Annotated in this window: 24 protein-coding genes; 16 read left to right on the top strand and 8 right to left on the bottom strand. The window is 64.9% G+C overall.

Features of this window, described 5'->3' with window-relative positions:
• Positions 1 to 18: 18 nt before the first annotated feature.
• A complete protein-coding gene (gene araD1 / locus QM672_RS00550) occupies positions 19 to 1,017 on the bottom strand; it encodes an AraD1 family protein (protein WP_415080326.1) in 999 nt (332 codons plus the stop codon).
• 333 nt (positions 1,018 to 1,350) lie between these two features.
• Between araD1 and QM672_RS00545 the strand changes: the two genes are divergently transcribed.
• The 7 genes from QM672_RS00545 to QM672_RS00515 all read left to right on the top strand — a co-directional run bounded on the left by QM672_RS00545 (position 1,351) and on the right by QM672_RS00515 (position 9,345).
• Complete coding sequence (locus tag QM672_RS00545; RefSeq protein WP_415080325.1) at positions 1,351 to 2,607, top strand: class I SAM-dependent methyltransferase; 1,257 nt, start codon at positions 1,351 to 1,353, stop codon at positions 2,605 to 2,607.
• Between the two features lie 197 nt (positions 2,608 to 2,804).
• Positions 2,805 to 4,289, top strand: coding sequence for an MDR family MFS transporter (locus QM672_RS00540; protein WP_311942968.1), 1,485 nt, complete (start codon positions 2,805 to 2,807; stop codon positions 4,287 to 4,289).
• A gap of 94 nt (positions 4,290 to 4,383) precedes the next feature.
• The gene (gene argB, locus QM672_RS00535; protein ID WP_311942971.1) at positions 4,384 to 5,274 is read left to right on the top strand and encodes an acetylglutamate kinase; all 891 of its coding nucleotides are present in this window, start codon (positions 4,384 to 4,386) and stop codon (positions 5,272 to 5,274) included.
• Positions 5,275 to 5,488: 214 nt separating this feature from the next.
• The gene (locus QM672_RS00530) at positions 5,489 to 6,460 is read left to right on the top strand and encodes an ABC transporter substrate-binding protein (protein ID WP_415080324.1); all 972 of its coding nucleotides are present in this window, start codon (positions 5,489 to 5,491) and stop codon (positions 6,458 to 6,460) included.
• Positions 6,457 to 7,497 (top strand): FecCD family ABC transporter permease, encoded by a 1,041-nt coding sequence (locus QM672_RS00525; protein ID WP_415080323.1) that lies wholly within the window; start codon positions 6,457 to 6,459, stop codon positions 7,495 to 7,497. Before QM672_RS00530 ends, QM672_RS00525 begins: the two co-directional genes overlap by 4 nt.
• A gap of 1 nt (position 7,498) precedes the next feature.
• Entirely contained in the window at positions 7,499 to 8,533 is a 1,035-nt protein-coding gene (locus QM672_RS00520) for a FecCD family ABC transporter permease (protein ID WP_415080322.1), read from the top strand.
• Between the two features lie 8 nt (positions 8,534 to 8,541).
• Entirely contained in the window at positions 8,542 to 9,345 is an 804-nt protein-coding gene (locus QM672_RS00515; RefSeq protein WP_415080321.1) for an ABC transporter ATP-binding protein, read from the top strand.
• A 7-nt stretch (positions 9,346 to 9,352) separates the two neighbouring features.
• Here QM672_RS00515 and QM672_RS00510 read toward each other — a convergent pair whose 3' ends face one another.
• Positions 9,353 to 10,045, bottom strand: a complete 693-nt coding sequence (locus tag QM672_RS00510; RefSeq protein ID WP_311940666.1) for a class I SAM-dependent methyltransferase — start codon at positions 10,043 to 10,045, stop codon at positions 9,353 to 9,355.
• A gap of 169 nt (positions 10,046 to 10,214) precedes the next feature.
• Between QM672_RS00510 and QM672_RS00505 the strand changes: the two genes are divergently transcribed.
• Positions 10,215 to 10,937, top strand: a complete 723-nt coding sequence (locus QM672_RS00505) for a pyrimidine 5'-nucleotidase (RefSeq protein WP_311940669.1) — start codon at positions 10,215 to 10,217, stop codon at positions 10,935 to 10,937.
• Between the two features lie 140 nt (positions 10,938 to 11,077).
• Positions 11,078 to 11,737 (top strand): SH3 domain-containing protein, encoded by a 660-nt coding sequence (locus QM672_RS00500; RefSeq protein ID WP_415080320.1) that lies wholly within the window; start codon positions 11,078 to 11,080, stop codon positions 11,735 to 11,737.
• Positions 11,738 to 11,790: 53 nt separating this feature from the next.
• Here the strand turns inward: QM672_RS00500 and QM672_RS00495 are convergent, their stop codons facing one another.
• The 3 genes from QM672_RS00495 to dnaK all read right to left on the bottom strand — a co-directional run bounded on the left by QM672_RS00495 (position 11,791) and on the right by dnaK (position 16,009).
• On the bottom strand, positions 11,791 to 12,660 hold the full coding sequence (locus QM672_RS00495) for an SDR family oxidoreductase (RefSeq protein ID WP_415080319.1): 870 nt from the start codon (positions 12,658 to 12,660) through the stop codon (positions 11,791 to 11,793).
• A gap of 96 nt (positions 12,661 to 12,756) precedes the next feature.
• Positions 12,757 to 13,893, bottom strand: a complete 1,137-nt coding sequence (gene dnaJ / locus QM672_RS00490) for a molecular chaperone DnaJ (RefSeq protein ID WP_311940678.1) — start codon at positions 13,891 to 13,893, stop codon at positions 12,757 to 12,759.
• A 214-nt stretch (positions 13,894 to 14,107) separates the two neighbouring features.
• A complete protein-coding gene (dnaK, locus tag QM672_RS00485) occupies positions 14,108 to 16,009 on the bottom strand; it encodes a molecular chaperone DnaK (protein ID WP_311940681.1) in 1,902 nt (633 codons plus the stop codon).
• Positions 16,010 to 16,407: 398 nt separating this feature from the next.
• Between dnaK and QM672_RS00480 the strand changes: the two genes are divergently transcribed.
• Both QM672_RS00480 and QM672_RS00475 read left to right on the top strand, forming a co-directional pair.
• Positions 16,408 to 16,764 carry an ArsR/SmtB family transcription factor gene (locus QM672_RS00480; RefSeq protein ID WP_415080318.1) on the top strand — a complete coding sequence of 119 codons (357 nt, stop codon included), beginning with the start codon at positions 16,408 to 16,410 and terminating at the stop codon, positions 16,762 to 16,764.
• Complete coding sequence (locus tag QM672_RS00475; protein WP_311940686.1) at positions 16,761 to 17,228, top strand: SRPBCC domain-containing protein; 468 nt, start codon at positions 16,761 to 16,763, stop codon at positions 17,226 to 17,228. The genes QM672_RS00480 and QM672_RS00475 overlap by 4 nt, the downstream gene beginning before the upstream one ends.
• Before the next feature lie 233 nt (positions 17,229 to 17,461).
• Here the strand turns inward: QM672_RS00475 and QM672_RS00470 are convergent, their stop codons facing one another.
• Positions 17,462 to 17,848 (bottom strand): methylglyoxal synthase, encoded by a 387-nt coding sequence (locus tag QM672_RS00470; protein ID WP_068288004.1) that lies wholly within the window; start codon positions 17,846 to 17,848, stop codon positions 17,462 to 17,464.
• Positions 17,849 to 18,027: 179 nt separating this feature from the next.
• On the opposite strand from QM672_RS00470, the gene QM672_RS00465 reads away from it, so the two are divergent.
• The 5 genes from QM672_RS00465 (at position 18,028) to QM672_RS00445 (ending at position 23,411) form a co-directional block, all read left to right on the top strand.
• Positions 18,028 to 19,038, top strand: a complete 1,011-nt coding sequence (locus tag QM672_RS00465) for a BMP family ABC transporter substrate-binding protein (protein ID WP_311940691.1) — start codon at positions 18,028 to 18,030, stop codon at positions 19,036 to 19,038.
• Positions 19,039 to 19,332: 294 nt separating this feature from the next.
• Positions 19,333 to 20,850, top strand: a complete 1,518-nt coding sequence (locus QM672_RS00460; protein WP_415080317.1) for an ABC transporter ATP-binding protein — start codon at positions 19,333 to 19,335, stop codon at positions 20,848 to 20,850.
• On the top strand, positions 20,847 to 22,019 hold the full coding sequence (locus tag QM672_RS00455; RefSeq protein ID WP_311940696.1) for an ABC transporter permease: 1,173 nt from the start codon (positions 20,847 to 20,849) through the stop codon (positions 22,017 to 22,019). The genes QM672_RS00460 and QM672_RS00455 overlap by 4 nt, the downstream gene beginning before the upstream one ends.
• Positions 22,020 to 22,023: 4 nt before the next feature.
• Positions 22,024 to 22,995, top strand: a complete 972-nt coding sequence (locus tag QM672_RS00450; protein WP_311940699.1) for an ABC transporter permease — start codon at positions 22,024 to 22,026, stop codon at positions 22,993 to 22,995.
• The gene (locus QM672_RS00445; RefSeq protein WP_311940702.1) at positions 22,995 to 23,411 is read left to right on the top strand and encodes a cytidine deaminase; all 417 of its coding nucleotides are present in this window, start codon (positions 22,995 to 22,997) and stop codon (positions 23,409 to 23,411) included. The genes QM672_RS00450 and QM672_RS00445 overlap by 1 nt, the downstream gene beginning before the upstream one ends.
• Before the next feature lie 4 nt (positions 23,412 to 23,415).
• Here QM672_RS00445 and QM672_RS00440 read toward each other — a convergent pair whose 3' ends face one another.
• The gene (locus QM672_RS00440; protein WP_311940706.1) at positions 23,416 to 23,553 is read right to left on the bottom strand and encodes a hypothetical protein; all 138 of its coding nucleotides are present in this window, start codon (positions 23,551 to 23,553) and stop codon (positions 23,416 to 23,418) included.
• A 166-nt stretch (positions 23,554 to 23,719) separates the two neighbouring features.
• Positions 23,720 to 24,934: a phosphopentomutase gene (locus QM672_RS00435; RefSeq protein ID WP_415080316.1), complete on the bottom strand. Its 1,215-nt coding sequence runs from the start codon at positions 24,932 to 24,934 to the stop codon at positions 23,720 to 23,722.

Genomic DNA, 24,934 nt, shown 5'->3' with positions numbered 1-24,934 from the left:
AGGCCGGCGGTCCTAGGATCACAGCGCCTTCACCGTCGGCCATGGCGCGTCCACGCGCCCGATCGGATTGGCGAGCGGCAGCCCGAACGGCTCGGCCGCGATCTCGAAGACATCGCCGGGCTCGGTCACCACGCCGTCGGAGACGCTCAGCGTCGCCGTACCATAATAATGCACGTTCACCTGCCCCGGCTGGCGGAACAGCTGGTACTTGAAGTGATGGCCTTCGAGATTGGCGATGGTGTGCGACATGTTCGCCTCGCCAGTGAGGAAGGGCTTTTCCCAGATTACCTTGCCCTGGCGCAGGATGCGCGAGGTGCCGCGGATATCGGCGGGCGCCTCGCCGACCAGGAGCTCCGGCCCGATGGCTGAGACGCGCAGCTTGGAATGGGCGAGATAGAGATAGTTCTGCCGTTCGGTGACGTGATCGGAAAACTCGTTGCCGAGCGCAAAACCAATACGCCAGGGCGTGCCGTCGGGCCCGTTGACATAGATGCCGGCCAGTTCCGGCTCCTCGCCAGCGTCGAGGGCGAAGGATGGCGACGGCAAGGCGCCCTGCGGAGTAATCAGCGTCGAGCCATCGCCCTTGTAGAACCATTCGGGCTGTACGCCCTCCCGGCCCGGCGCCGGCCGGCCGCCATCGAGCCCCATGCGGAACATCTTCATGGAATCGGTGGCCTTCGACAGATCGGCAAGGTCCTGATGCATCTTGTCGCGCCCTTCGGCGCTGCCGAGATGGGTCAGCCCGGTGCCGGCAACCATGACATGGCTTGGGTCCGGATGGTCGATCGGCGCCAGCACCTCGCCGGCGGCAAGCGCGGCCGCGAGGTCGACGGTCTCACCCAGGCCCCGCTTCTCGATCTCGGCCCTCAGGCTGTGACCTGAAGCGATCGCGGCATTGGCGAGGTCCAGCACCGTCGCGGTGTCGCGAATGAGGCGCGAGACGCCCTCGCTGGTGGCGACGACGGCGCGCCGACCCTGATGGCGCAATTGGGCTAGGCGGAGGGGAGTAGGAGACACGCGGCGCATTCCTCAGACAAATTAGCAGACGCGCATCATAGAAAGCATTCGACAGAGCGCAACGGTAAAATGCGCTCCGCCATCAATTGCCGGCCCGCGCCGACAGGCCGAATTCTGATTCCGGGAAAATATTCGTAGGCGGCATCGTGTCGCGCTTTTTGATTTTGTTTAGGCTGGGCAGAAAAACAATTGCATCCCTGCTCAAATTGCGTTCAATTTGGGAACGGTTCGTGTCGAATCTGCCAGCCGGCAAGTGGCGGTCCTCCCTGCGTGATGAGAGCGGCAGGCGACCGAAAGGGCTCCCGCGATGCGAAACCGCTGGGGTTTTTGCAGATGTTTATTCTCGATACTATGTTGAAGCGCCTGATTAAAAAGGGTGCACTTACAGTTATTGATCCCGAAGGCCACGTTCATACCTACGGATCCGGCCAGGGTTTTTCGAGCACCATTCGAATCGTAGACAAGGCAACAGCCTGGAAGCTTCTCACCAATCCGGAACTGGAAGTGGGCGAAGCCTTCATGGACGGGCGCCTCGTCATCGAAAAGGGTGATGTCTACGACATGCTCGCCGTGTTCATGCAGAATATCGGCTGGTCTACCTCGATCGGCCCGCTGAGCAACATCGCTTCCACGGCTCGCAAGATCAGCCGGCGCATCGCCCAGTACAATCCGGCCGGAAAGTCGAAGAACAACGTCGCCCATCACTATGACCTGAAGGACGAATTGTTCGACCTCTTCCTGGATGCGGACCGGCAGTATAGCTGCGCCTATTTTCCCAGCCTCGACATCACGCTGGAAGAAGCGCAGGCCTATAAGAAGCGGCATATCGCCGCCAAGCTGCTGCTGAAGCCGGGCGTGAAGGTCCTCGACATCGGCTCGGGCTGGGGCGGCATGGGTCTCTACATTTCCGACGTGACCAAGGCGGATGTCACCGGCATCACCCTGTCGGAAGAGCAGCACCGGGTTTCCAACGCCCGGGCCCAAGCCGCCGGCATCGCCGACCGCGTGCGCTTCGAGCTGATCGACTACCGAGCCCTCGACCGGAAATTCGATCGCATCGTCTCCGTCGGCATGTTCGAGCATGTCGGCGTCAACCATTACGATGCTTATTTCCGCAAGATCGCCGCCTTGTTGAACGAGGACGGCGTGGGCCTCGTGCATGCCATCGGCCGTTCCGACGGGCCCGGCGCCACCAACCCGTGGATCCAGAAATATATCTTCCCCGGCGGCTATTCGCCGGCGCTTTCGGAAGTGCTGCCGGCGATCGAACGGGCCGGGTTGGTCGTCACCGACATCGAGATCCTCCGGATCCATTATGCGGAGACGCTCAAGCACTGGCGCGAGCGCTTCAACCATCATCGCGACCAGATCCGTTCCTTCTATGACGAGCGCTTCTGCCGGATGTGGGATATGTATCTGGCCGCTTCCGAGGCCACTTTCCGCTGGGGCGGCCACATGGTCTTCCAGATCCAGGTGGCAAAGTCGGTCAACGCCGTACCGCTGACCCGCGACTATATCGGCGAGGCCGAGCGGCGCCTGCCTCTCGACCTGCAGCCGGTCCCCGCGCCAAACCGCGAGGCAGCCGAATAGGCGCTTGCCGATTATCGATGGCGGGTCATTGAAGGACGCCATTCCGGCCATTTCCAAGAAGAGGCGGGTCTTCGGGCCCGCCTCTTCTTTCCGCTCCAGGCACATCCCTCTTTGTCGTCCAAGGCCGCGATCCGGAGGAATGTGCAAGATATTTTGCATAGAATAGGAAGCCGCGACCGAGCTTCCGGAAAGCAGTTATGACCCAGTCCGAACCGGCCAGTTCCGCGCTGAGCCCTCAGGAGATACGCTCGATCATCATCGGCGTGCTGGTGGCGATGTTCCTTGCGGCGCTCGACCAGACCATCGTGGCCACGGCAATGCCGACGATCGGCCGCGTGCTTGGCGATTTCGAGAATCTGCCCTGGGTCGTCACCATCTACCTGCTGACCTCGACGGCGGTGACGCCGCTCTATGGCAAGATGGCGGATATCGCCGGCCGGCGCGTGACGCTGCTGGTGGCGATCGGCACTTTCGTGGCCGGCTCGATTCTGTGCGCCCTCGCCCCGACCATGCTGACCCTGATCCTGGCGCGGGCTCTGCAGGGCCTCGGCGGCGGCGGGTTGATCTCGCTGGCGCAGACCATCATCGCCGATATCATTCCGCCACGCGAACGCGCTCGCTATCAGGCCTATTTCGCCACCGTCTTCGTCTCCTCCAGCATCGCCGGCCCGGTACTCGGCGGCTTCATGGCCGAGAAGCTCCACTGGTCGGTGATCTTCTGGATCAACCTGCCGCTCGGCCTGCTCGCCTTCTGGATGACGAATTCGGTGCTCAAGAAGCTGCCGCGCCACGAAAGGCCGCACAAGCTCGATTTTCTCGGCTCGGCGCTGATGGCCGTGGCTACCATCGCCCTGCTGCTCGCCCTCAGCCTAGGCGGGCCGCATTATGCCTGGACCTCGGCACCGATCCTCGGCCTGTTCGGCCTTTCCGTCCTGTTCTGGATCGGCTTCGTCGTCCGCCTGCGCACCGCGCCCGAACCGCTGATCCCCACCGAGATCCTGGCCAATCCGGTGGTGGCGGCGGGCACCATCGCCGCCTGTTTCGGCATGGGCGTCTTCATCGGCATGACGATCTACATGCCGATCCTGCTGGAAGGCGTCTATGGCCTGACGGCAAGCCAATCGGGCCTCGCCTTGATCCCGATGATGGTCGGCACCGTCACGGGGGCGACACTGTCGGGCCGCCTGATGGCGCGCATCACGCACTATAAGCGCCCACCCCTGATCGGCCTTGCCGTCTCGACCCTCGCCTTCGCCCTGATCTCGATCAATCCGCAGGCCCTGCCTCTGGTGGTGCTCGAAGTCCTGCTGACGGCCGCATCCCTGGGCATCGGCACCATGCTGCCGGTCACCACGGTGGCGATCCAGAACGCCGTCCTACAGCACCAGATGGGCACGGCCACCGGCGCCATGAATTTCTTTCGCTCGCTCGGCGGCGCCCTGATCGTTGCGGTGTTCGGCGCCATCGTGATGGGCGGCCTGCCGGCCGACCTCGCTGCCAACGTCACCATCGAGACCTTGGCGAAATCGATCGCTGCCGCCGGCAGCGACATCGGTTCGGTGTTCCGCTGGGTGTTCCTGGCCGCTGCCTTCGGATCGCTCGCCACGCTTTGCGCCCTGTTGCGCATGGAAGAGCGGCCGCTCAGGACCAAGGTCGAGCCGGCCTCGGTAGCGATGGAGTGACCGCCCGGGCATCTTGCGATTTGGCGCAATCGCCTCTTTTCATGCCCGCAACATGCTGTAAAAGCGCTTCCAGTCTCTTTCGGATCCCGTAGCCATGAGCCCTAATTTGAGCGTCCACGACAAGGCTGAAATCCTCTCCGAAGCCCTTCCCTACATGCAGCAGCATGACGATGCCACCATCGTCGTCAAATATGGCGGCCATGCCATGGGCAGCGAGCAGGTCGCCCGCGATTTCGCGCGCGACATCGTGCTGCTCGAACAGGCCGGCCTCAATCCGGTGGTGGTGCATGGGGGCGGCCCGCAGATCTCGGAAATGCTGAAGCGCCTCGGCATCCAGTCCGAATTTGCCGCCGGACACCGTATCACCGACGCTGCCAGCGTCGAGGTGGTGGAAATGGTGCTGGCCGGCTCGATCAACAAGCAGCTCGTCGGCTTCATCAACGCCGCCGGCGGCCGCGCGGTCGGGCTCTCCGGCAAGGATGGCCGCATGCTCACCGCCAAGAAAGCGACGCGGACGATCTACGATCCGGATTCCGCCATCGAGAAGGTGGTCGATCTCGGCTTCGTGGGCGAGCCCGACAAGGTCGACACCACCGTGCTCGACCAGATCATCCATTCGCAGATCATCCCGGTGCTGGCGCCGGTGGCGGCATCGGATGACGGCGGCACCTTCAACGTCAATGCCGATACTTTCGCAGGCGCCATCGCCGGGGCGCTCGGCGCCACCCGTCTCCTGCTGATGACGGACGTGCCGGGCATCCTCGACAAGGACAAGAACCTGATCGAGGAAATCGACGTGGAAGGCATCCGCCGCCTGATCGCCGACGGCACCATCACCGGCGGCATGATCCCCAAGGTGGAAACCTGCATCTATGCCCTCGAAAAGGGCGTCGAGGCCGTGGTGATCATGGACGGCAAGGTGCCGCATGCCGTGCTGCTGGAACTCCTCACCAATCACGGCGCGGGTACGCTGATCCGGCGCTGAGCGCCATAACGCACAGTCCACAGTTTCCCCGTTCCGCTTTCAGCCCGCGCCGGCATTCGCCGGTGCGGGCTTTTGTTTGATCCGCTCCTCCCGATTTCGCCCACTGCTCTTCAAGTAAATTTTCTTGAAGGCAAAGATATTGCCTTGTAAATCGGCCCGACGAGGCGTCGAGACGACATAGTTTTAATTAGAATAATTAAAATCGGGGCATATCTTGTTCAGAGCGATCACGACACTACTGAAAGCAAGTCTCCTGTCCCTGCTTTTTGGCAGCGCAGTCCTGGCCGAGGAAGCCAAGCCCACGGCAATCACCGATGATCGCGGCATCAAGGTCGATGTGCCGGCCACGCCGAAGCGCGTGGCAGCGATCTCCTATTTCGGCGTGGACCTGATGCTCGCTCTCGGCCTCGAGCCGATAGCCACCACCTATATGGTCAAGGGCCGGGAGCCCGACTTCCTGCTCGGACGGACCAGGGACATTCCCCAGATCGGCCAACGCGCCAAGCCCAATCTGGAGTTGCTTGCCGAGGCCAAGCCCGACCTGATCGTCGCCATGCGCCGCTACACCGAGGGCAATGCGGCGCAGTACCAGAAGATCGCCCCCTATCTTGCCTATAATCTCGAACTCTACGACGATAGCGACCGCACCATCACGCAGCTTGCCACCCTTCTGGGAAAGAAGGAGCGGGCGGAACAGCTCAATGCCCAGTTCAAGCAGGACCTGGCCGCCTTCGCCGCCAAGGCACCCAAGGGCGTGCATCCACGCTTCCAGGTGATGTGGGCCGGCGATGCGCCCTGGACCTTCTACAACGAGAACATGACCGCGGCGATCCTCACGGCCCTGGGGGGCGAGAACATTGCCGGCAACAATCCCGCGACCTACAAGGTCGACAATTTCGGGGTGGAGATGAGCCTCGAAACCATGCTGGAGAAGGATCCCGAAGTCATCTTCGTCTATGACTATGGTCCCGATCGTCCCAATGAGAACAATCCGATCTGGAACAGCCTGTCCGCCGTGAAGAACGGCCGGGTCTACTATGTCGGCGACCAATGGGTGGAGGCGCATGGCCCGATCGCGCGCGAGATCGTCCTGCGCGAGGCCGCGCATTACCTCTATCCGGATGTTTTCCCCAAGCCGGACGTCGCGGCGGAGGCAACCAAACTGATCCCCGCCGCCTCGAAATGAGAGGAATAGCGGCAAGGCAAGCAGCAGGGACGGCCGGCGGGCACCTGTCCGCGGTCGCCCTGGCCGGCCTGTTCCTGCTGATCGCCATCCTGGTCGGCTTCGGCGGGCTGCTGGTTGGTGCCAAGCCCATGCGCCTCGACACTGCGCTCAACGCGATCTTTGCGCCTACCGCGAACATCGACAGCACCATCGTCTGGACCTTGCGCCTGCCGCGCAGCATCGCCGCCTTCCTGGCGGGCGGCGGCCTCGGCCTGTCGGGCTATCTGCTGCAGTCGTTCAGCCGCAATCCCCTGGCCTCCCCCGATCTCACCGGCGTCACTGCCGGCGCGGTCGCGTCGATCGTCGGCTGCTTCGTCTTCCTGCCCTGGCTCTCCTCGATCTATTACGCGCCGATCGGCCTTGTCGGCGGACTCGGGGCGGCGGCAACCACCTTCTGGATCGCCCGCGGCGGCCGCACCTCGCCGCTGCGCCTGGCTCTCGGCGGCGTGACCGTCGCGCTCTTCCTGGGCGGTATCACCACCTACATGCTGCTGCTGGGCGGCCCGCAATCGCCGGCCGTGCTGTTCTGGCTCTCCGGTGGCCTGCAGGGACGATCCTGGAGCCACATCGCCTTCATGCTGCCCTGGATCGGGGCCAGCCTGATCGGGGCGCTGCTCTGCCACCGCGTCGTCGCCATGCTGTCCCTCAGCGATCAGGCCGCGGCCGGCATGGGTCTCAATCCTGCCCTATGGAAGCCCGTCCTGCTCGTGCTGGCGACACTGCCGGTCGCCGGCATCACGCCGGTGGCCGGGCCGATCGCCTTCATCGGCCTCGCCGTCCCCCATATCGTGCGCCTGTTGCGCCCGTCCGGGCCGGCGACAGCCGTCATGCTCAACCTGGCGGCGGGCGGCATGCTGCTGGTGGCCGCCGACGTGCTGGCCCGCAGCCTCGCGGCCCCACGCGAGATTCCCGTCAGCATCATCACTGCCCTGATCGGCGGCCCCTATTTCGTCTATCTGACGCAAAGGCCGAACTTCGGCGCAGGCAGGGAGCGCTGAGATGGCAAGGCCATTGCCCTCGAGAACCGCTGCCGCACGAAGCTGGCTCACCCTGCTGCTCGGGGCCCCGCTGCTGGTGGCCGTCGCCGCCATCTTCCTCGGCGCCAGCCATGTCGCGCCTGCCGACGTACTGGCCGCCCTGACGGGACAGGGCAGTCGGCAAGCAAATCTCATCATCGGCGATTTCCGCGTGCCACGGGTGATCACCGGCATCCTGGCAGGGATTCATTTCGCGCTGGCGGGCCTGCTCCTGCAGACCATCACCCGCAATCCCCTCGCCGATCCGACGCTGATGGGCGTCTCGCAGGGCGCCACACTCGCCGTCACCCTCTTCCTGTTCGCCACCGTCTATGGCTCCGCCGGCGGCAGCAACATGCTCTACCAGCTCCCCATCGCCTGGCTTCCCGCCGCCGGCCTGATCGGCGGCCTCGTCGCCGGCGGCATCATCTATCTGCTGGCACTGCGCCACGATCTCGGACCCCTGCGCATCACGCTCTGCGGCATTGCCGTCGGGGCCGTGCTGCATGCCATGGCCATCGGCCTGATCACCGGCTGGGGCTCCGCCCGTATCGAGATCCTGCTGGAATGGCTCACGGGCAGCCTCTACGCCCGCAGCTGGGAGCATGTGCTGTTCCTGTTGCCCTTCACCATCGTCGGCCTGGCCGCCCTGCCCTTCCTGCAGCGCTCGATCGGCATGCTGCGGTTCGAGGCGCCGGTGGCGCGTTCCTTCGGCCTCGACTACAGGCGCCACTTCACCCTGGTGCTGATGCTGGCCTGCGGCCTCGCCGCCAGTGCAGTGGGCGCGGTCGGGCCGCTGGTCTTCGTCGGCCTCGTGGTGCCGCATCTCGCCCGCATGCTGGCGGGCCGGCATGGCGGCGCCGTGATACCGCTCACCATCCTCCTCGGCGCCATGCTGGTCACGACCGCCGATCTCGTCGGCCGCCTGATCGGGCAGGCCGATGAGATACCGATCGGTGTCGTCACGGCCATCGGCGGCGCCCCCATCCTCGTCATCCTGCTGCGCCGCCTGCCATGAGTGCCGCCATGATCCTTTCCTGCTCCGCCCTTTCCGTCTCCTATGGCAGCCACAAGGCACTGCAGGGGTTCGACTTCAGGCTGGAGCGCGGCGAGATCCGCGCCCTGATCGGTCCCAATGGCTCGGGCAAGAGCACCGCGCTGCAGGCCACCGCCGGGCTGATCCAGCCCAGCGGAGGACGGGTCACTCTCGACGGCCGGACCCTGTCGACGATGTCGCGCCGAGAGCTTGCCCGGCGCCTGTCCTTCATGCCCCAGCAGCCCCAGGCTCCGGACGAGATGACGGTGGAACAATTGGTCCAGCAGGGGCGCTTTGCCCATGTCGGCCTGTTGCGCAGCTACGGCCCCGCCGACTTCGACGCCATTGACTGGGCGCTGGAAAGCACCGGGTTGACCGCCCTGGCCCAGCGCAGCCTGCGCCAATTATCGGGCGGCGAGCAGCAGAGGGCCTGGATCTCGGCGGCCCTCGCCCAGCAGGCCGACATCATCATGCTCGACGAGCCGACCTCCTTCCTCGATATCGGCCATCAGGTGGAGGTGCTGGAGCTGCTCACGCGCCTCGCCCGCGAGCGCGCCGTCACCGTGGTGATGGCCCTGCACGACCTCAACCAGGCCATGGCGGTCTGCGACCGCATATCCCTGCTCGAAAAGGGCCGGCTGGTGTTCGACGGCACGGCAGGGGCCCTGGCGGCGAGCGGTCTGATCGAACGCGTATTCAACGTGCGCGGGCGCTTCGTCAGCCTTGGCCCCGGCAGCGCTCCGCATTTCGATGTCGAGATCGGGGCACGGCCGCCGCCAAGCGTGAGCGGATAGGATCCGCTCAGCGCGGCTTGACCAGGCGGAACAGGATCTTGGTCTGCCCGTAATAATCGAGTTCGTCGGCGAAGTCGGGCATCCAGCCGCTGGCGCCCGAATAGGGCAGGAAGCCCTCGAAGCGCAGCCTGCGCCCGAAGACTTCGAAACCGGCCTCGCTGAAGACGCGGGCGTAATCGGTGATCGAACGGTCCTGGACGACGGTGTTCGTCCGCTCTGCCACCAGCTTGCGCCAGCGCGGCCAGAGCGGATTGTCGGTATGGCAGCCCGTCACGGCGTAGTAGACGCCGCCCGGCTTGAGGGCCGAGAGGATATCGGCGGCATGGGCGGCAATATCGGGAATGAGATAGATCACCTCATGGCTGAAGGCGAGGTCGAACCGAGCATCCTCGCCCTGCATCGTCGAGCGCACCTCGTAGCGGATGGGCAGGCCGGCCCTGAGCTGGTTGGCCTTCTCGATCGACTTCTCGGCGATATCGACCCCGAGCCCCCGCTTGAAGGGCAGCATGGCATGGAGGTGGCGCAGAAAGCCGCCCTGGTTGCAGCCGAAGTCCAGGACGGTGCAGTCGCTGAGGTCGCGCTCCATCACCAGGCCGATGAGGTGGCGCCAGATCGGGGCGTGGCCCTCGCCCATGGCGTTCTCGGCCTCCAGGTCGACATACCAGCTGTCGATCGGCTTGACTTCACCGCGCCCTGTCATCGCTGCCCTTCCATACATTTCGGCTCCCCACGGAATCAGGGGAGCGCCGCATTTGATAGCATCCCCAAGGCAGCCGATGACAGGACAAGGGCGAAATGCCGCCCTGTTCGCACGCAATCCATCCTTAACTTTGCCACCCGATGCTGGCATAAGGATGATAGAGACGAGCATGGATCAAAGCGTAGCCACAATCACGGAGAAGCTGTCGGCGGATTTCGCCCATGTCGACACATGGGTCTTCGATCTCGACAATACGCTCTACCCTCACCACGCCAATCTGTGGGAGCAGGTCGACAACCGCATCACCACCTGGATGGCGAATTACTACGGTGTCGACGGCCTCACCGCGCGCGGGCTGCAGAAATATTACTATCAGCGCTATGGGACTTCGCTGCGCGGCCTGATGATCGACGAGGGCGTGGATCCCGCGCATTTCCTCGAATTTGCCCATGACATCGACCATTCGCCGCTGGAGCCCAACCCACTGCTCGGCACCGCGCTCAGCCTGCTGCCCGGCCGCAAGCTGATCTTCACCTCGGGCACCACCCGGCACGCCTTGAACATCGTCAAGCGCCTGGGGGTGGAGGAGCATTTCGCCGATGTCTTCGACATCGTCTCGGCCGACTACCTGCCCAAGCCCGCCGCCGATACCTATGCCAGTTTTTTCGCCCGCCATGACGTCGATCCGGCTCGTGCCGCCATGTTCGAAGATCTCTCACGCAATCTGATCGTGCCGCATGACCGGGGCATGCGCACCGTGCTGGTGGTGCCGAAGCTCGATGCCGAGATCGTGCGCGACGCCTGGGAAATCGAGCGCGTCCAGGCCGAGCATGTCGACTATGTCACGGACGACATTGCCGGCTTCCTGACCGATCTGTCGGCTTCGCTCTGAAGCATCACGGCTGCCAATCTACCGAATAATACCGAAATAGTCGGCTTGCCTGCTTGGCGAAGAGGCCTGCACGTTGCATTGTCGGCCGCGTCAGGCCGCTCCGGCTCTCCTGCGGAGCGGCTTCCACTGCATGGGGTTGCATGATGCCCTCACCTCAGCCCGATCAGACGGGCCTCCTCATCCGGATCCCACTCCTGGTCCGGGCTTTGCTCATCGCCGTCCTGGCCAGTAGCGGCGTTCTCCTGTTGGCTGGCGGCGCGCAGGCGGCCGTCCGCGGCTATGCCACCGCCAATGTCAATCTGCGTGCCGGTCCCGGCACCCAATATCCGGCCGTCACCACGTTGCGGCCGGGCGAAGCCGTGCTCATCCATGGCTGCCTCTCCGACCGCTCCTGGTGCGATATTTCCGTCCGCGGCGAGCGGGGCTGGTCGGCGAACAAATATCTGTCCGCCGCCGCGAACCGCAATGTCGGTATCGGCGCGCTGGCGATCCCCGCCATCGTGTTCAGCTATGCCTATTGGGATCGCTATTATGTGCGGCGTCCCTGGTACAACACCTGGTGGGGCCATGGCCGACCACGGCCGCCGCATCACGGGCCTGGCTGGCGTCCACGGCCGCCCGTCATTGGCCCGCCCGGGACGCGCCCACCAGTGGTCCGTCCACCTGGAGGCCGCCCTCCTGGCGTTCGCCCGCCCGGCGTGAGGCCTCCCCATCAGGGCGGCCCGCGTCCGACCCCGGTCTCCCGTCCCGGCCGGCCGGGACGGCCGATCGGCAGCACGCGGCCGATCATTCCGCAATGAGCCGATCGAGGACTGCCTGAGCAGCCTTGTATCGTCGCGGCCGCAAAAGACCGTTACGCATCCGCGTCGAAACAGGCGCGGATGCCCTCGCGATAGGTCGGATAGCGCAGCATGTAGCCGAGATCCTCACGAACCCGCCGGTTCGAGACGCGCTTGTTCTCGCCATAGAAGGACCGGGCCATCGGCGTCATCTGGGCCTCGTCATAGGCGATCTCGGCCGGCGGCGTCACACCAAGCAATTCGGCCGCATAGGTAACCACGTCCTGAGGTGGCGCCGGCTCGTTGTCGGTGACGTTGAAGGCCGGCCCCGCCCCGGGCTTCTCGATGCCGGCGGCGACGGCGCCGGCGATGTCCTCGACATGGATGCGGTTGAAGACCTGGCCCGGCTTGACGATACGACGGGCGGTGCCGCGCTTGAGATTGACGACGGCATTGCGCCCCGGGCCGTAAATGCCGGCGAGCCGGAAAAGCTGCACAGGCACATCCTTGCCGCGGCCAAGTTCGAGCCATTCCTTTTCGACATCGACCCGCATGGCATTGCGGGCCATGGTCGGGCGCAGCGGCGCGGTCTCGTCGATCCAGGCGCCGCCGGCGTCGCCATAGACCCCGACGGTGGAGAGATAGCCGATCCATTGCAGCTTCGGCGCCTGCCTCAGGGCCCGGTCGAAATGCCGCAGGACAGGATCGCCGCCATCGTCGGGGGCGATGGAAGTGAGGATATGCGTCGCTTCGGCAATCGCCGCCTCGGCGGCCGGCGAACCGGCAAGGCCGTCATAGGCCAGGCGCGTCACGCCGGGCAGGTCCGGCAGTTTCTCGTGCGGCGCCGTCGAGCGGAAAGTGCCAGTGACCGCGGCGAAGCGCTCGCCATAGCGGGCCGCGAAATGCGAGGCGGTGTAGCCGAGGCCGAAGATCAGGAGATTCATGCAACACATTCCCGCCGTTTCAGGGGGCGGATCGCCAGACTCGCCAGTCCCCCTTCCGGCCTCACGACAAAGGCGGGTCTGAAGACCCGCCCCCCATTACTGTCCGAGCCCGTCGAAGAAATCACGGACCTTGGCGAAGAAGCCTGCGCTTTCGGGCTGGGTCTCCTTCGACGATTGCGCGTCGAACTCGGCCAGCAATTCGCGCTGGCGGCGCGTGAGGTTCTTGGGCGTCTCGACGAAGAGCTGGACATACATGTCGCCATGCTCGCGCGAACGCAGCACCGGCATGCCCTTGCCGCGCAGGCGCACCTGCCGGCCGGTCTGCGTACCCTCGGGTACCGCCACCTTGGCCTTGCCGCCGTCGACGGTCGGCACCTGGAATTCGCCGCCGATGGCGGCCGTCACCATCGAGATCGGCACGCGGCAATGCAGGTCCGCGCCGTCGCGCTGGAAGAATTCGTGGGGCGCCAGCGACAGGAAGATATAGAGGTCGCCCGACGGTCCGCCGCGCGAGCCGGCCTCGCCTTCATTGGCGAGGCGGATGCGCGTTCCGTCCTCCACGCCGGCCGGGATGTTGACCGAGAGGGTGCGCTCGCGCGTGGTGCGCCCGGCGCCGCCGCAGGATGGACAGGGATTATCGATGACCTCGCCGCGGCCCTGGCAGGTCGGGCAGGTGCGCTCGATCGAGAAGAAGCCCTGGGTGGCGCGCACGCGGCCATGGCCGGCGCAGGTTCCGCAGGTCTTCGGCTTGGAACCGGCCTTGGCACCGGAACCGGAACAGGCATCGCAGGTGACAGAGGTCGGGATCTTGATGGTGGCGGTCTTGCCGTTGAAGGCCTCCTCCAGCGTGATCTCCATGTTGTAGCGCAGATCGGCGCCGCGCTCGCGCCCGCCCGAATTGCTGCGCCCGCGGCCGCGCCCGGCCAGATCCTCGAAGATGTCGTTGAAGATGTCGGAGAAGGAACCGAAGCCCCCGCCTCCGCCGAAGCCGCCTCCACCGCCGCCCTGTTCGAAGGCGGCGTGGCCGAAGCGATCGTAGGCCGCACGCTTTTGCGGGTCCTTCAGGGCTTCATAGGCCTCGTTCACTTCCTTGAACTTGGCCTCGGCATCCTTGTTACCGGCATTGCGGTCGGGATGATGCTTCATGGCCTGCTTGCGGAAAGCAGCCTTGAGTTCGATTTCGGTTACTTCGCGAGTAACCTCGAGCACTTCGTAATAGTCACGCTTGGCCATAGGAATCGCTCAAAGCATCCCAGCGAAAGCGTCTTTGCGAAGGGCGGCAAACCACCGGCGCTCGCAAAGACGTGTGAAACAACCAATTCGAGCGAAGGGCGCCTCCGCTAGAACGCGCCTTGCTCCCGAAGGTGCGCGAAAGCCCCCGCCATACCCGGCACGAACCTCGGAGGTCCGTGCCGTTTGGCGAGGGCTCGCACACGATCGTCAGAGATTACGCACGCTTCTTGTCGTCGTCGACTTCTTCGAAGTCGGCATCAACAACATCGTCATTCTTCGTGCCGGCCTCGCCTTCCGTCGCGCCAGCCGCCTGCTGCTGCTGATACAGGGCCTCGCCCAGCTTCATGGCAGCCTGCTGCAAGTCGTTGGTGCGGGTCTTGATCAGCTCGGCGTCCTCGCCTTCCAGCGCGGACTTCAGGGCGGTGATCGCGGACTCGACGGTCGACTTGTCGGCCTCGGAGATCTTGTCGCCAAGCTCCTTGATCGACTTCTCGGCCTGGTGCACCGCCGCATCCGCATGGTTGCGGACCTCGACGAGCTCACGCCGCTTCTTGTCTTCCTCGGCGTTGGCCTGGGCGTCCTTGACCATCTTCTCGATGTCGGCATCGGAAAGACCGCCGGAAGCCTGGATGCGGATCTGCTGCTCCTTAGCTGTCGCCTTGTCCTTGGCCGAGACATTGACGATGCCGTTGGCATCGATGTCGAAGGTCACCTCGATCTGCGGCATGCCGCGGGGCGCCGGCGGAATGCCGACGAGATCGAACTGGCCGAGGGCCTTGTTGTCGGCCGCCATTTCGCGCTCACCCTGGAAGACCCGGATGGTCACGGCCGTCTGGCCGTCCTCGGCGGTCGAGAAGGTCTGGCTCTTCTTCGTCGGGATCGTGGTGTTACGCTCGATCAGACGGGTGAAGATGCCACCCAGCGTCTCGATACCCAGCGACAGCGGGGTCACGTCGAGCAGCAGCACGTCCTTGACGTCACCCTGCAGCACGCCGGCCTGGACAGCGGCACCGATGGCGACCACTTCGTCCGGGTTGACGCCCTTATGGGGCTCCTTGCCGAAGAACTGCTTCACGACTTCCTGGATCTTGGGCATGCGGGTCATGCCGCCGACCAGCACCACTTCGTCGATCTGGCCAGCAGCCAGGCCGGCATCCTTCAAGGCCTTGCGGCAGGGCTCGACCGTGCGCTGGACGAGATCGTCGACCAGGCTTTCGAACTTGGAGCGCGAGAGCTTGAGAGCCAGATGCTTCGGACCCGAAGCGTCGGCCGTGATGTAGGGCAGGTTGATCTCGGTCTGGGCCGTCGAGGACAGCTCGATCTTGGCCTTTTCGGCCGCTTCCTTCAGGCGCTGGAGAGCGAGCTTGTCCTTCTTGAGGTCGATGCCCTGCTCGCGCTTGAACTCATCCGCCAGATACTCGACCAGGCGCATGTCGAAGTCCTCGCCGCCGAGGAAGGTGTCGCCGTTGGTGGACTTCACCTCGAACACGCCGTCGCCGATCTCCAAGATCGAGACGTCGAAAGTGCCGCCGCCGAGGTCATAGACCGCAATGGTGCCGGCCTTCTTCTTGTCGAGGCCGTAGGCGAGCGCAGCCGCCGTCGGCTCGTTGATGATGCGCAGCACTTCCAGGCCGGCGATCTTGCCGGCGTCCTTGGTGGCCTGGCGCTGGGCATCGTTGAAGTAGGCGGGAACGGTGATGACGGCCTGCGTCACCGGCTGGCCCAGATGAGCCTCGGCCGTTTCCTTCATCTTTTGCAGGGTGAAGGCCGAAATCTGCGACGGGGAGTAGGACTTGCCGTCCGCCTCGACCCAGGCGTCGCCATTGCCGCCCTTGACGATCTTGTAGGGCACCAGGCCCATGTCCTTCTTGGTCATGGGATCGTCGTAGGTGCGGCCGATCAGGCGCTTGATCGCGAAGAAGGTGCGCTCGGGATTGGTCACAGCCTGGCGCTTGGCCGGCTGGCCCACGAGGCGCTCGCCATCGTCGGTGAAGGCGACGATGGAGGGCGTGGTGCGCATGCCCTCGGAATTTTCGATGACCCGGGCGCTCGTGCCTTCCATGACGGCCACGCACGAATTGGTGGTGCCGAGGTCGATACCAATAACTTTAGCCATAGTTCTCATCCTTCCTATTCAGCAGACCGGCGCGCCCCGAAGCAGCAGCGCCTAGGCCGGGAAAGCCCTCAGGAACCCGGCCGGTCCCTATCGGAAACCCCGTGACTGACGTTGGATTAATCACGGGTTCGGCGGGTATATAAGGGGGGCTTTCACAGGCCGCAAGGCGCGAAAGCTGCCTGTCCGCTAAGGAATTTGCGTCTTCGTCACAATTCTTGGACGAAGGGCCGGCCGTCTCCGGCCGAGGCAAGCCAACAGGCCGTATAGCGATACATCAGCTGGCATCGCCGGTCACTCGATTTCGCCGGCCCGCTCTCGCGGCGAGAGCCGACGAAATTTGCCTTGACTATAACAATCTTGTTATATAACAAAATTGTTATTTATGAAGCACAACCGCCATGCCCGATCTCGACCACACCTTTGCCGCCCTGTCCGATCCGACCCGCCGGGCCATCCTCAGCCGCCTGGCACGCGGCGAAGCGACGGTGATGCAGCTGGCGGAACCCTTCGCGATGACGCAGCCCGCCATCTCGCGCCATCTCAAGGTCCTCGAAGGCGCCGGGCTGATCGTCCGGCGCGCCGAGGGAACGAGACGACCCTGCCGGCTCGCCCCGGAGGGCATCGCCGCCATCGACCAATGGCTGGGCCTGCTGCGCGAAGCCCTCACCCGCAATTACGACCGGCTGGACGCGCTCCTGGCCCAAGGACTGCCCGAGAAACCTGGCCTTCCCGAGAAAACAGAGGAAACCCCATGACCAAGCTCACGATCCGAACCGAAGGCGAAACCCATGTCGTGGTGACCAGGCGCTTCGCCGCCCCGCCCGAGGCGGTCTACCGCGCCCACACCGAGCCCAGGCTCATCCAGCAATGGATGCTTGGGCCGGACGGCTACACCATGCCCGTCTGCATCAGCGAGGCCAGGCCCGGCGGCAAGATCCGCTTCGAATGGCGGGACGCCTCGGGAAGCGGCGGCTTCTCCCTGACGGGCGAATATGTCGAGCTCGAGCCCCATAGCCGCATCGTGCATGTCGAGCGCATGCATCTGCCCGACCCCACGCCGGACAACCATGTCGAGACCCGCTTCGAGGCAGACGGTGCGGGCACGCTGATGACCCTGCGCATGACCCTCCCGAGCGCCGAGGTGCGCGAGCAGATGCTGGCGACCGGCATGGAGCACGGCATGGAAGCCAGCTATGTCCGGCTGGAGGGTATTTTGTGAGGATCCATACTGACCTTCATGGTCGGGCGAGATGAAGGCTTCGATATGAAAGTGCGACGTTCGCGTCCCCCTCGCCCCGCCTGCGGGGAGAGGGTACGGGTGAGGGGCTACGCAATGCCTTATTATTTGTGTGCGCCCCGCTGCCCCTCATCCTCACCTTCTCCCCGTAAGAACGGGGCGAAGGGGCGGCTGGTGTCGCGTTCTTCGCCCACCGGGCCTTTGCCTCTCCCTCCTCAATCCACCAGCTGGCCCACGATCATGTGCGCCGTCGAGGCATTGAGGGCCATGGGAATATCGTAGACGAGCGCGAGCCGGGTCAACGCCTTGACGTCGACATCATGCGGCAGGGGCGAAAGCGGATCGACGAAGAAGAACAGGCCATGCACCTGCCCCTCGGCGATCAGGGCGCCGATCTGCTGGTCGCCGCCGAGCGGACCGCTCTTCAGCGGTGTCAGCGACAGTTCCGGGCAGGCGGCCAATATGCGGCTGCCGGTGGTACCGGTGGCGACGAGATTGAAGCGCGCCAGAATGGCCCGGTGGGTGCGCGCGAACTCGACCATTTCGTCCTTCTTCAGATCATGCGCGACGAGCGCCAGAGTGCGCCGGACCAGCTTTGCCATCTCATATCCTCGTTTCCAACCGGCGTTTCCCACCTGATTCCATGTGAAAATCAGGGGCAACCGCACAACGCCTCTTCTCAATAGCGCAATCGGCATGCCATGTTGACCATAAGGTCTGCACGGGAAGCCTTTCCCGCGCGGCCCCCATCCAAGAGCGAGAACGAGCGCGGGAGAGCGTGATGAAATCGACCCTTCTTGGCCTGGCCGCCATTCTGGCGGCCGGCACTGCGGGATTTGGCGCGGCACAGGCAGCCGACAAGCCGGGCCCGGCGGTCATCTATGACCTCGGCGGCAAATTCGACAAGTCCTTCAACGAGGGAGCCTATAACGGCGCCGAGCGCTGGAAGAAGGAAAGCGGCAAGACCTATCGCGACTTCGAAATCACCAATGCTTCCCAGCGCGAGCAGGCGCTGCGCCGCTTCGCCAAGGACGGCAACGATCCCATCATCGTGATGGGCTTTGCCTATGAGGACGTGCTGGCGAAGGTGGCCAAGGCCTATCCGAAGGTGCATTTCGGCATCGTCGACAGCGTCGTCGACCTGCCCAACGTCGCCTCCTATGTCTATCGCGCCGACGAAGGCTCCTATCTCGCCGGCTATCTCGCCGCCAAGACCAGCAAGACCGGCACGATCGGCTTCATCGGCGGCATGGACGTGCCGCTCATTCGTAATTTCGGCTGCGGCTATGTCCAGGGCGCCAAGGCCGCCAATCCGCAGATCAAGGTCATCCAGAACATGACCGGCACCACGCCGGCGGCCTGGAACGACCCCGGCCGCGGCGCCGAACTCACCAAGGCGCAGATCTCGCAAGGCGCCGACATCGTCTATGCCGCCGCCGGCCAGACGGGCCTGGGCGTGCTGCAGGCGGCCGCCGACGGCGACAAGCTCGGCATCGGCGTCGATTCCAACCAGAACGGCCTGCATCCCGGCAAGGTGCTGACCTCGGTGCTCAAGCGAGTGGACGAAGCGATCTATCAGGGCTTCAAGGACGGCGAGGAAGGCAAGTTCAAGGCCGGTACCCACGTGCTCGGTATCAAGGACAGCGGCGTCGCCTTGGCCATGGACGACAACAACAAGCCCCTGGTCACCGACGCCAACAAGGCCGCCATCGAGGCGGTGACCAAGGACATCGCCGACGGCAAGGTGGTGGTGCATAATTACGAGAAGGACAATGTCTGCCCGGTGAACTGAGAGGGCGGACAGACCATTTTTCGTAAGCTGAAAGGCGGGTCCCCGGATTTAGTGCCGTTCACTCAAGTGTCTTCGAGACTGCACGACCTTTGTCATTGCCGGGCTTGACCCGGCAATCCACCTCCCGACCGGTTGCGCGTGGGGTTCCTGGATAGCCGGGTCAAGCCCGGCTATGACAAATCGGAGCGTTTCCTCCCTAAGTGAACCGCATTGGGCCTGGGCTCGCCTTTCAGCTATGAACCGCCGTCTTCGCCGATCCGGGATCGGCCCCTAATTGCTCCCGCGAGGCTCCCTTTGGCAACTGCCCTCGAACTGAAGCAAATCGACAAACGTTTCGGCCCCGTCCACGCCAACAAGGCGATCGACCTCGTGGTCGAGAGAGGCACCATCCACGGCATCATCGGCGAGAACGGCGCCGGCAAATCCACGCTGATGTCGATCATCTACGGCTTCTACGAGGCCGACAGCGGCGAGATCCACGTCAACGGCACCGCGAAGGCGATCCGCTCCTCCCAGGATGCCATCGATGCCGGCATCGGCATGGTCCATCAGCACTTCATGCTGGTCGATCCCTTTACGGTGCTGGAAAACGTCATGCTCGGCGCCGAGGGCGGCGGCCTGCTGGCGAAGGGGCGCGAGCATGCCCGCACCGAACTGGCGCGGCTGGAAACGAGCTATCACCTGGAAGTCGATCCGGATGCCGTGGTGGGCGAACTGCCCGTCGGCGCCCAGCAGCGCGTCGAGATCCTCAAGGCCCTCTATCGCGGTGCCGACATTCTCATCCTGGACGAGCCCACCGGCGTGCTGACCCCGGCCGAAGCCGACCAGCTCTTTGAAATCCTCAAGGTCCTGCGCGAGCAGGGCAAGACCATCCTCTTGATCACCCACAAGCTGCGCGAGATCATGGCGATCACCGACCGCGTCTCGGTGATGCGGCGCGGCGAGATGGTGGCCACCGTCGATACCGCCAAGACCAATCCCACCGAGCTCGCCGAGCTGATGGTCGGGCGCCGGGTGCTGCTGCGTGTCGACAAGGCCGAGGCCAAGCCGGGCGACGTCATCCTCGAAGTGAAAAACCTCACCGTCAAGGACGAGAAGGGCATCACCCGCGTCGATGACGTCTCCTTCACCGTGCGGGCCGGGGAGATCGTCGGCGTCGCCGGCGTCGCCGGCAACGGCCAATCGGAGCTGCTGGAAGCCATTGCCGGCATCCGGCCGGTCTTTTCCGGCGAGATCCGGCTGCGGGGCAGCAATGCCGCGGCCGCGGACCCGGCGGAGCTGCGCAAGCTCGGCCTGGCCCACGTGCCCGAAGACCGCATGAAGATGGGCCTGGTCAAGCCGTTCGCCGCCTATGAAAGCGCGATCCTGGGCTATCAGAAGGATCGCAAGCTCGGCAGCGGCCCCTTCCTCAACTACCGCCGCATCATCGCCGACCTCACCGACAAGATGGAACGTTTCGATGTGCGCCCGCGCGATCCGAAATTGAAGACGGCCAATTTCTCGGGCGGCAATGCCCAGAAGATCGTGCTAGCCCGCGAGATGGAGCGCGACCCGGCTTTGCTGATCGTGGGGCAGCCGACGCGCGGCGTCGACATCGGCGCCATCGAGTTCATTCACCGCCGCCTGATCGGCATGCGCGACGCCGGCAAGGGCATCCTGGTGGTTTCGGTCGAGCTCGACGAGATCATGGGCCTCTCTGATCGCATCCTGGTGATGTGCGGCGGGCGCATCACCGGCGAGTGCCTGGCCAAGGACGCCACCGAGAACGGCCTTGGCCTCCTGATGGCCGGCGTTTCGGGAGAAGCGGCATGAGCGGGCAGACCACCACGCCCGGGGCCTTTCTGGGGGCGATCTTTTCGGGGCGCAGCGGCGCCAGCCTGATCACCCTGCCCTGGTGGGCCGACACCATCATCCTGCCGCTGCTCAACGTCTTGGTGGCCTTCATCGTCTCCGGCATCGCGGTGTGGATCATCGTCGGCGCCGACCCCTTGACCGTCGGCGTCACCATGATCGGCGGGGCGTTCGGCGATGCCAACGCCGTGGGCACCACGCTTTATTATGCCACCACCTTCATTTTTGCCGGCCTTGCCGTCGCCGTCGCCTTTCATGCCGGACTGTTCAATATCGGTGTGGACGGCCAGGGCCAGATCGCCGGCATCGGCATCGCCTGGGCCTGCCTGCATCTGGGCGGCCTGCCCTGGCTCCTCGCCATCCCGCTCGGCATGGCCGCCGGCATGCTCTTCGGCGCCGCCTGGGCCTTCATTCCGGGCTACCTCCAGGCCAAGCGCGGCAGCCATGTCGTCATCACCACCATCATGTTCAACTACATCGCCACCGCTCTGGTGCAGTATCTTCTGGTGAACGTGATGATGAAGCCGGGCTCGGGCGAGCCGAAGTCCGAGCTTTTTCCGGATTCGACGGGCATGCCCTTGCTCAGCGACATCCTGGCCGGCATCGGCATCCAGCTCGACCTCACCCTCGTCAATCTCGCCTTTCCGATCGCCCTGATCGCAGCCCTACTGGTCTGGGCCCTGATCTGGCGCACGCGGCTCGGCTATGCGATGCGCACGGTCGGCCACAACCAGACGGCCGCCGTCTATGCCGGCATCTCGCCTGCGAAAATCATTATCATCGCCATGCTGATCTCGGGGGGCCTGGCCGGCCTGATGGGCGCCAATGTGCTGATGGGCGAGCAGCACCGCATGATCATCGACTACACGGCCGGCGCCGGCTTTATCGGCATCGCCGTTTCCCTGATGGGCCGCTCCCATCCGGCCGGCATCGTGCTTGCTTCCATTCTGTTCGGAGCGCTCATACAGGGCGGTCAGGAATTGTCCTTCGAAAACCCCGTGTTCGACAAGAACATGATCGTGATGATCCAGGGCATCATCATTCTCTTCGTCGGCGCCCTGGAGACCATGTTCCGACCCCAGCTCGCTGCCCTGTTCCAACTGTTCACCCCCGCCGGCAAGGGAGCATGACGCCATGGATACCGTGATCATGCTGGCCAGCGTGGCGGCCGCCGCCATCCGCATCTCCACGCCCTATCTGCTCTGCGCCCTCGCCGGCCTCTATTCGGAACGTTCGGGCATCGTCGACATCGGCCTCGAAGGCAAGATGCTGGTGGGGGCCTTCGCCGCCGCGGTCACCGCCGCGACCTATGGCTCGGCCTGGCTCGGCCTCATCGCCGCCATCATCGTTTCCATCGGCTTTGCGCTGCTGCACGGCATCGCCTCCATCCGCTATCGCGGCAACCAGATCGTTTCCGGCGTCGCCATCAACATCCTGGCGCTCGGCAGTACCGCCTTCATCGGCAATGCCTGGTATGGCGAGGGCGGCCGCACGCCGAGCCTCAGCGGCGCCGCCCGTTTCCAACCGATCGAGCTGCCGGGTGCGGAGGCGATCAAGGGCGTGCCGGTGATCGGTGAGCTCTATGCCGACGTGCTCTCCGGCCATTCGATCCTGGTCTATTTCGCCTTCATCTGCGTGCCGGTAACGGCCTGGGTCCTCTACAAGACCCGTTTCGGCCTGCGCCTGCGCGCCGTCGGCGAGAACCCGCAGGCGGTCGACACCGCCGGCATCTCGGTCGCCTGGCTGCGCTACCGCGCCGTGCTGATCTGCGGCCTGCTGACCGGCATCGCCGGTGCCTATCTCTCCACCGCCGACTCGGCCGCCTTCGTCTCCAACATGACCGGCGGGCGCGGCTATATGGGCCTGGCGGCCCTGATCTTCGCCAAATGGCGGCCCTGGCCCGCGCTCGGCGCCTGCCTGCTCTTCGGCCTGCTCGACGCCATCTCGATCCGCATGGGATCGGGCTTCGTCGTCGCTGGCATGCTGGTGCCCTCCGAGCTGATCTCGGCGCTGCCTTTCATCCTCACCGTACTGATGCTGGCCGGCTTCGTCGGCGCGGCAACGCCGCCCAAGGCCGCGGGCATTCCCTATCTCAAGGAACGCTGATGGACGCGCTCGCCGATCTGTTCGAAGCCGCCAGGGCCGTGCGCGAGAAGGCGCACGCCCCCTATTCGCGCTTCAAGGTGGGAGCGGCCATCCGCGGCCGTTCGGGCCGGATCTATGCCGGCTGCAATGTCGAGAATGCCGCCTATCCGGTCGGGGCCTGCGCCGAAGGCGGCGCCATCTCGGCCATGGTGGCGGATGGCGAAACGGGAATCGCCGAAATCCTGGTACTGGGCTGGACCGACGCCCACCCCGATGCGCCCGGCCTGACCACGCCCTGCGGCGGCTGCCGCCAGCGCATCCGTGAATTCGCGAGGCCGTCGACACCTATCCATGTCGCAGGGCCCGAGGGCATCCGCCGCAGCTTCACGCTCGACGAGCTGCTGCCCGAGAGCTTCGGCCCGGAAAATCTCGGATAGAACCTCAGATCGAGACCAGGTCGAGGAAGCTGGCGCACAGCAGCACGACGGTGGCGACGGCCAGCGTCAGTCCCACCCAGAACTGCGCCCTGTCCTCGGCGGAAATGCCGCCCTTCAACACCATATGCATACGCTCGATCATAACCGACCCACCTCGAAACGGGGGTCATGATGGAAGCGTCGCGGATGCTCGGGCGTTAACGCGGCGCGAATTCGCCGCACCGTCTGGAATCATGGTTGAGAAGATGTGAGCGGACCTGCGGGTGCGCGGGCACTTGCCCGCTTCTCCCTCGGCGACGCCCTCCGGACTACAGGAACGACTTGCCCGCCCCCTGCCAGTCCAGCCTGAGGTGCTCCGCCACGCTGGCGGCCATGTCGGTGAAGCTGTCGCGCCGGCCGATCGGCCCCGTGCGCTTGCCCAGACGCGCCAGCACCGGCACGAATTCGCGCGTATGGTCCGTTCCCGTCCAGGACGGGTCGCAGCCATGGTCGGCCGTGATGATCAGAAGGTCTTCCTCGCCCAGCCGCGTCAGGATCTGCGGCAGGCGCATGTCGAACTGCTCCAGGGCGCCGGCATAGCCGGGAATATCGCGGCGATGGCCATAGAGCGTGTCGAAATCGACATAGTTGGCAAAGAGCAGGCCGCCATCGGGCAGGCGCCCCATAGCTTCGAGCGTGCGATCGATCAGGGCGTCGTTGCTCGGGCCCTTGACGATCTCGCCAGTGCCGCGATGGGCGAAGATATCGCCGATCTTGCCGATGGTGACGATGCCCCGTCCCGCGCGCTCTGCCACGTCGAGCAACGTGTCGGACGGCGGCGGCACCGCATAGTCGCGCCGGTTGGCGGTGCGTGTGAAACCGCCGACGGCATCGCCGACGAAAGGCCGCGCGATCACCCGGCCGATATTGAGGTGGTCGGCGTGGCGCCGGGCGATCTCGCACAGGGACAACAGCCTTTCCAGCCCGAACGCCTCCTCATGGGCGGCGATCTGCAGCACGCTGTCGGTGGAGGTGTAGAAGATCGGCTTGCCCGTCTCTATGCTCTCGGCACCGAGTTCGGCGATGATCTGCGTTCCCGAGGCATGACGCTGGCCGAGCACCCCGGCAAGCCCGGCCTCCTTGACGATGGCGGCGATCAGCTTGGGAGGAAAACAGGGCACCTCCCTGGGGAAATAGCCCCAGTCGAACGGCACGGGATAGCCGGCAATCTCCCAATGGCCGGATGGCGTGTCCTTGCCTTTGGAAACCTCCGCCGCATAGCCCCACAGCCCCTCGGCCACGCCGCCTTCCAGGCCAGGCGGGAGTGTGCCTGTCGCAGCCTGCGCAGCCGCGCCGAGGCCCAGGCTGGTGAGCACGGGCAGGCGCAGGGGCCCCGTGCGATGCTCGTTCTCCCCCGCCCGGCCCGCCGCGCAGGCCGCGGCGATATGGCCGAGCGTATCCGCTCCCGCATCGCCATAGCGCTCGGCATCGTCAGCCGAGCCGATGCCGAAGGAATCCATCACCAGAAGGAGAGCGCGGCCCAT

The sequence above is a fragment of the Labrys sp. (in: a-proteobacteria) genome, assembly GCF_047605565.1.
In the GTDB taxonomy this organism is placed as follows: Bacteria; Pseudomonadota; Alphaproteobacteria; order Rhizobiales; family Labraceae; genus Labrys; species Labrys neptuniae.
Note: the sequence above shows the minus strand (reverse complement) of the source record. Positions and strands in the feature narration are given on the sequence as shown.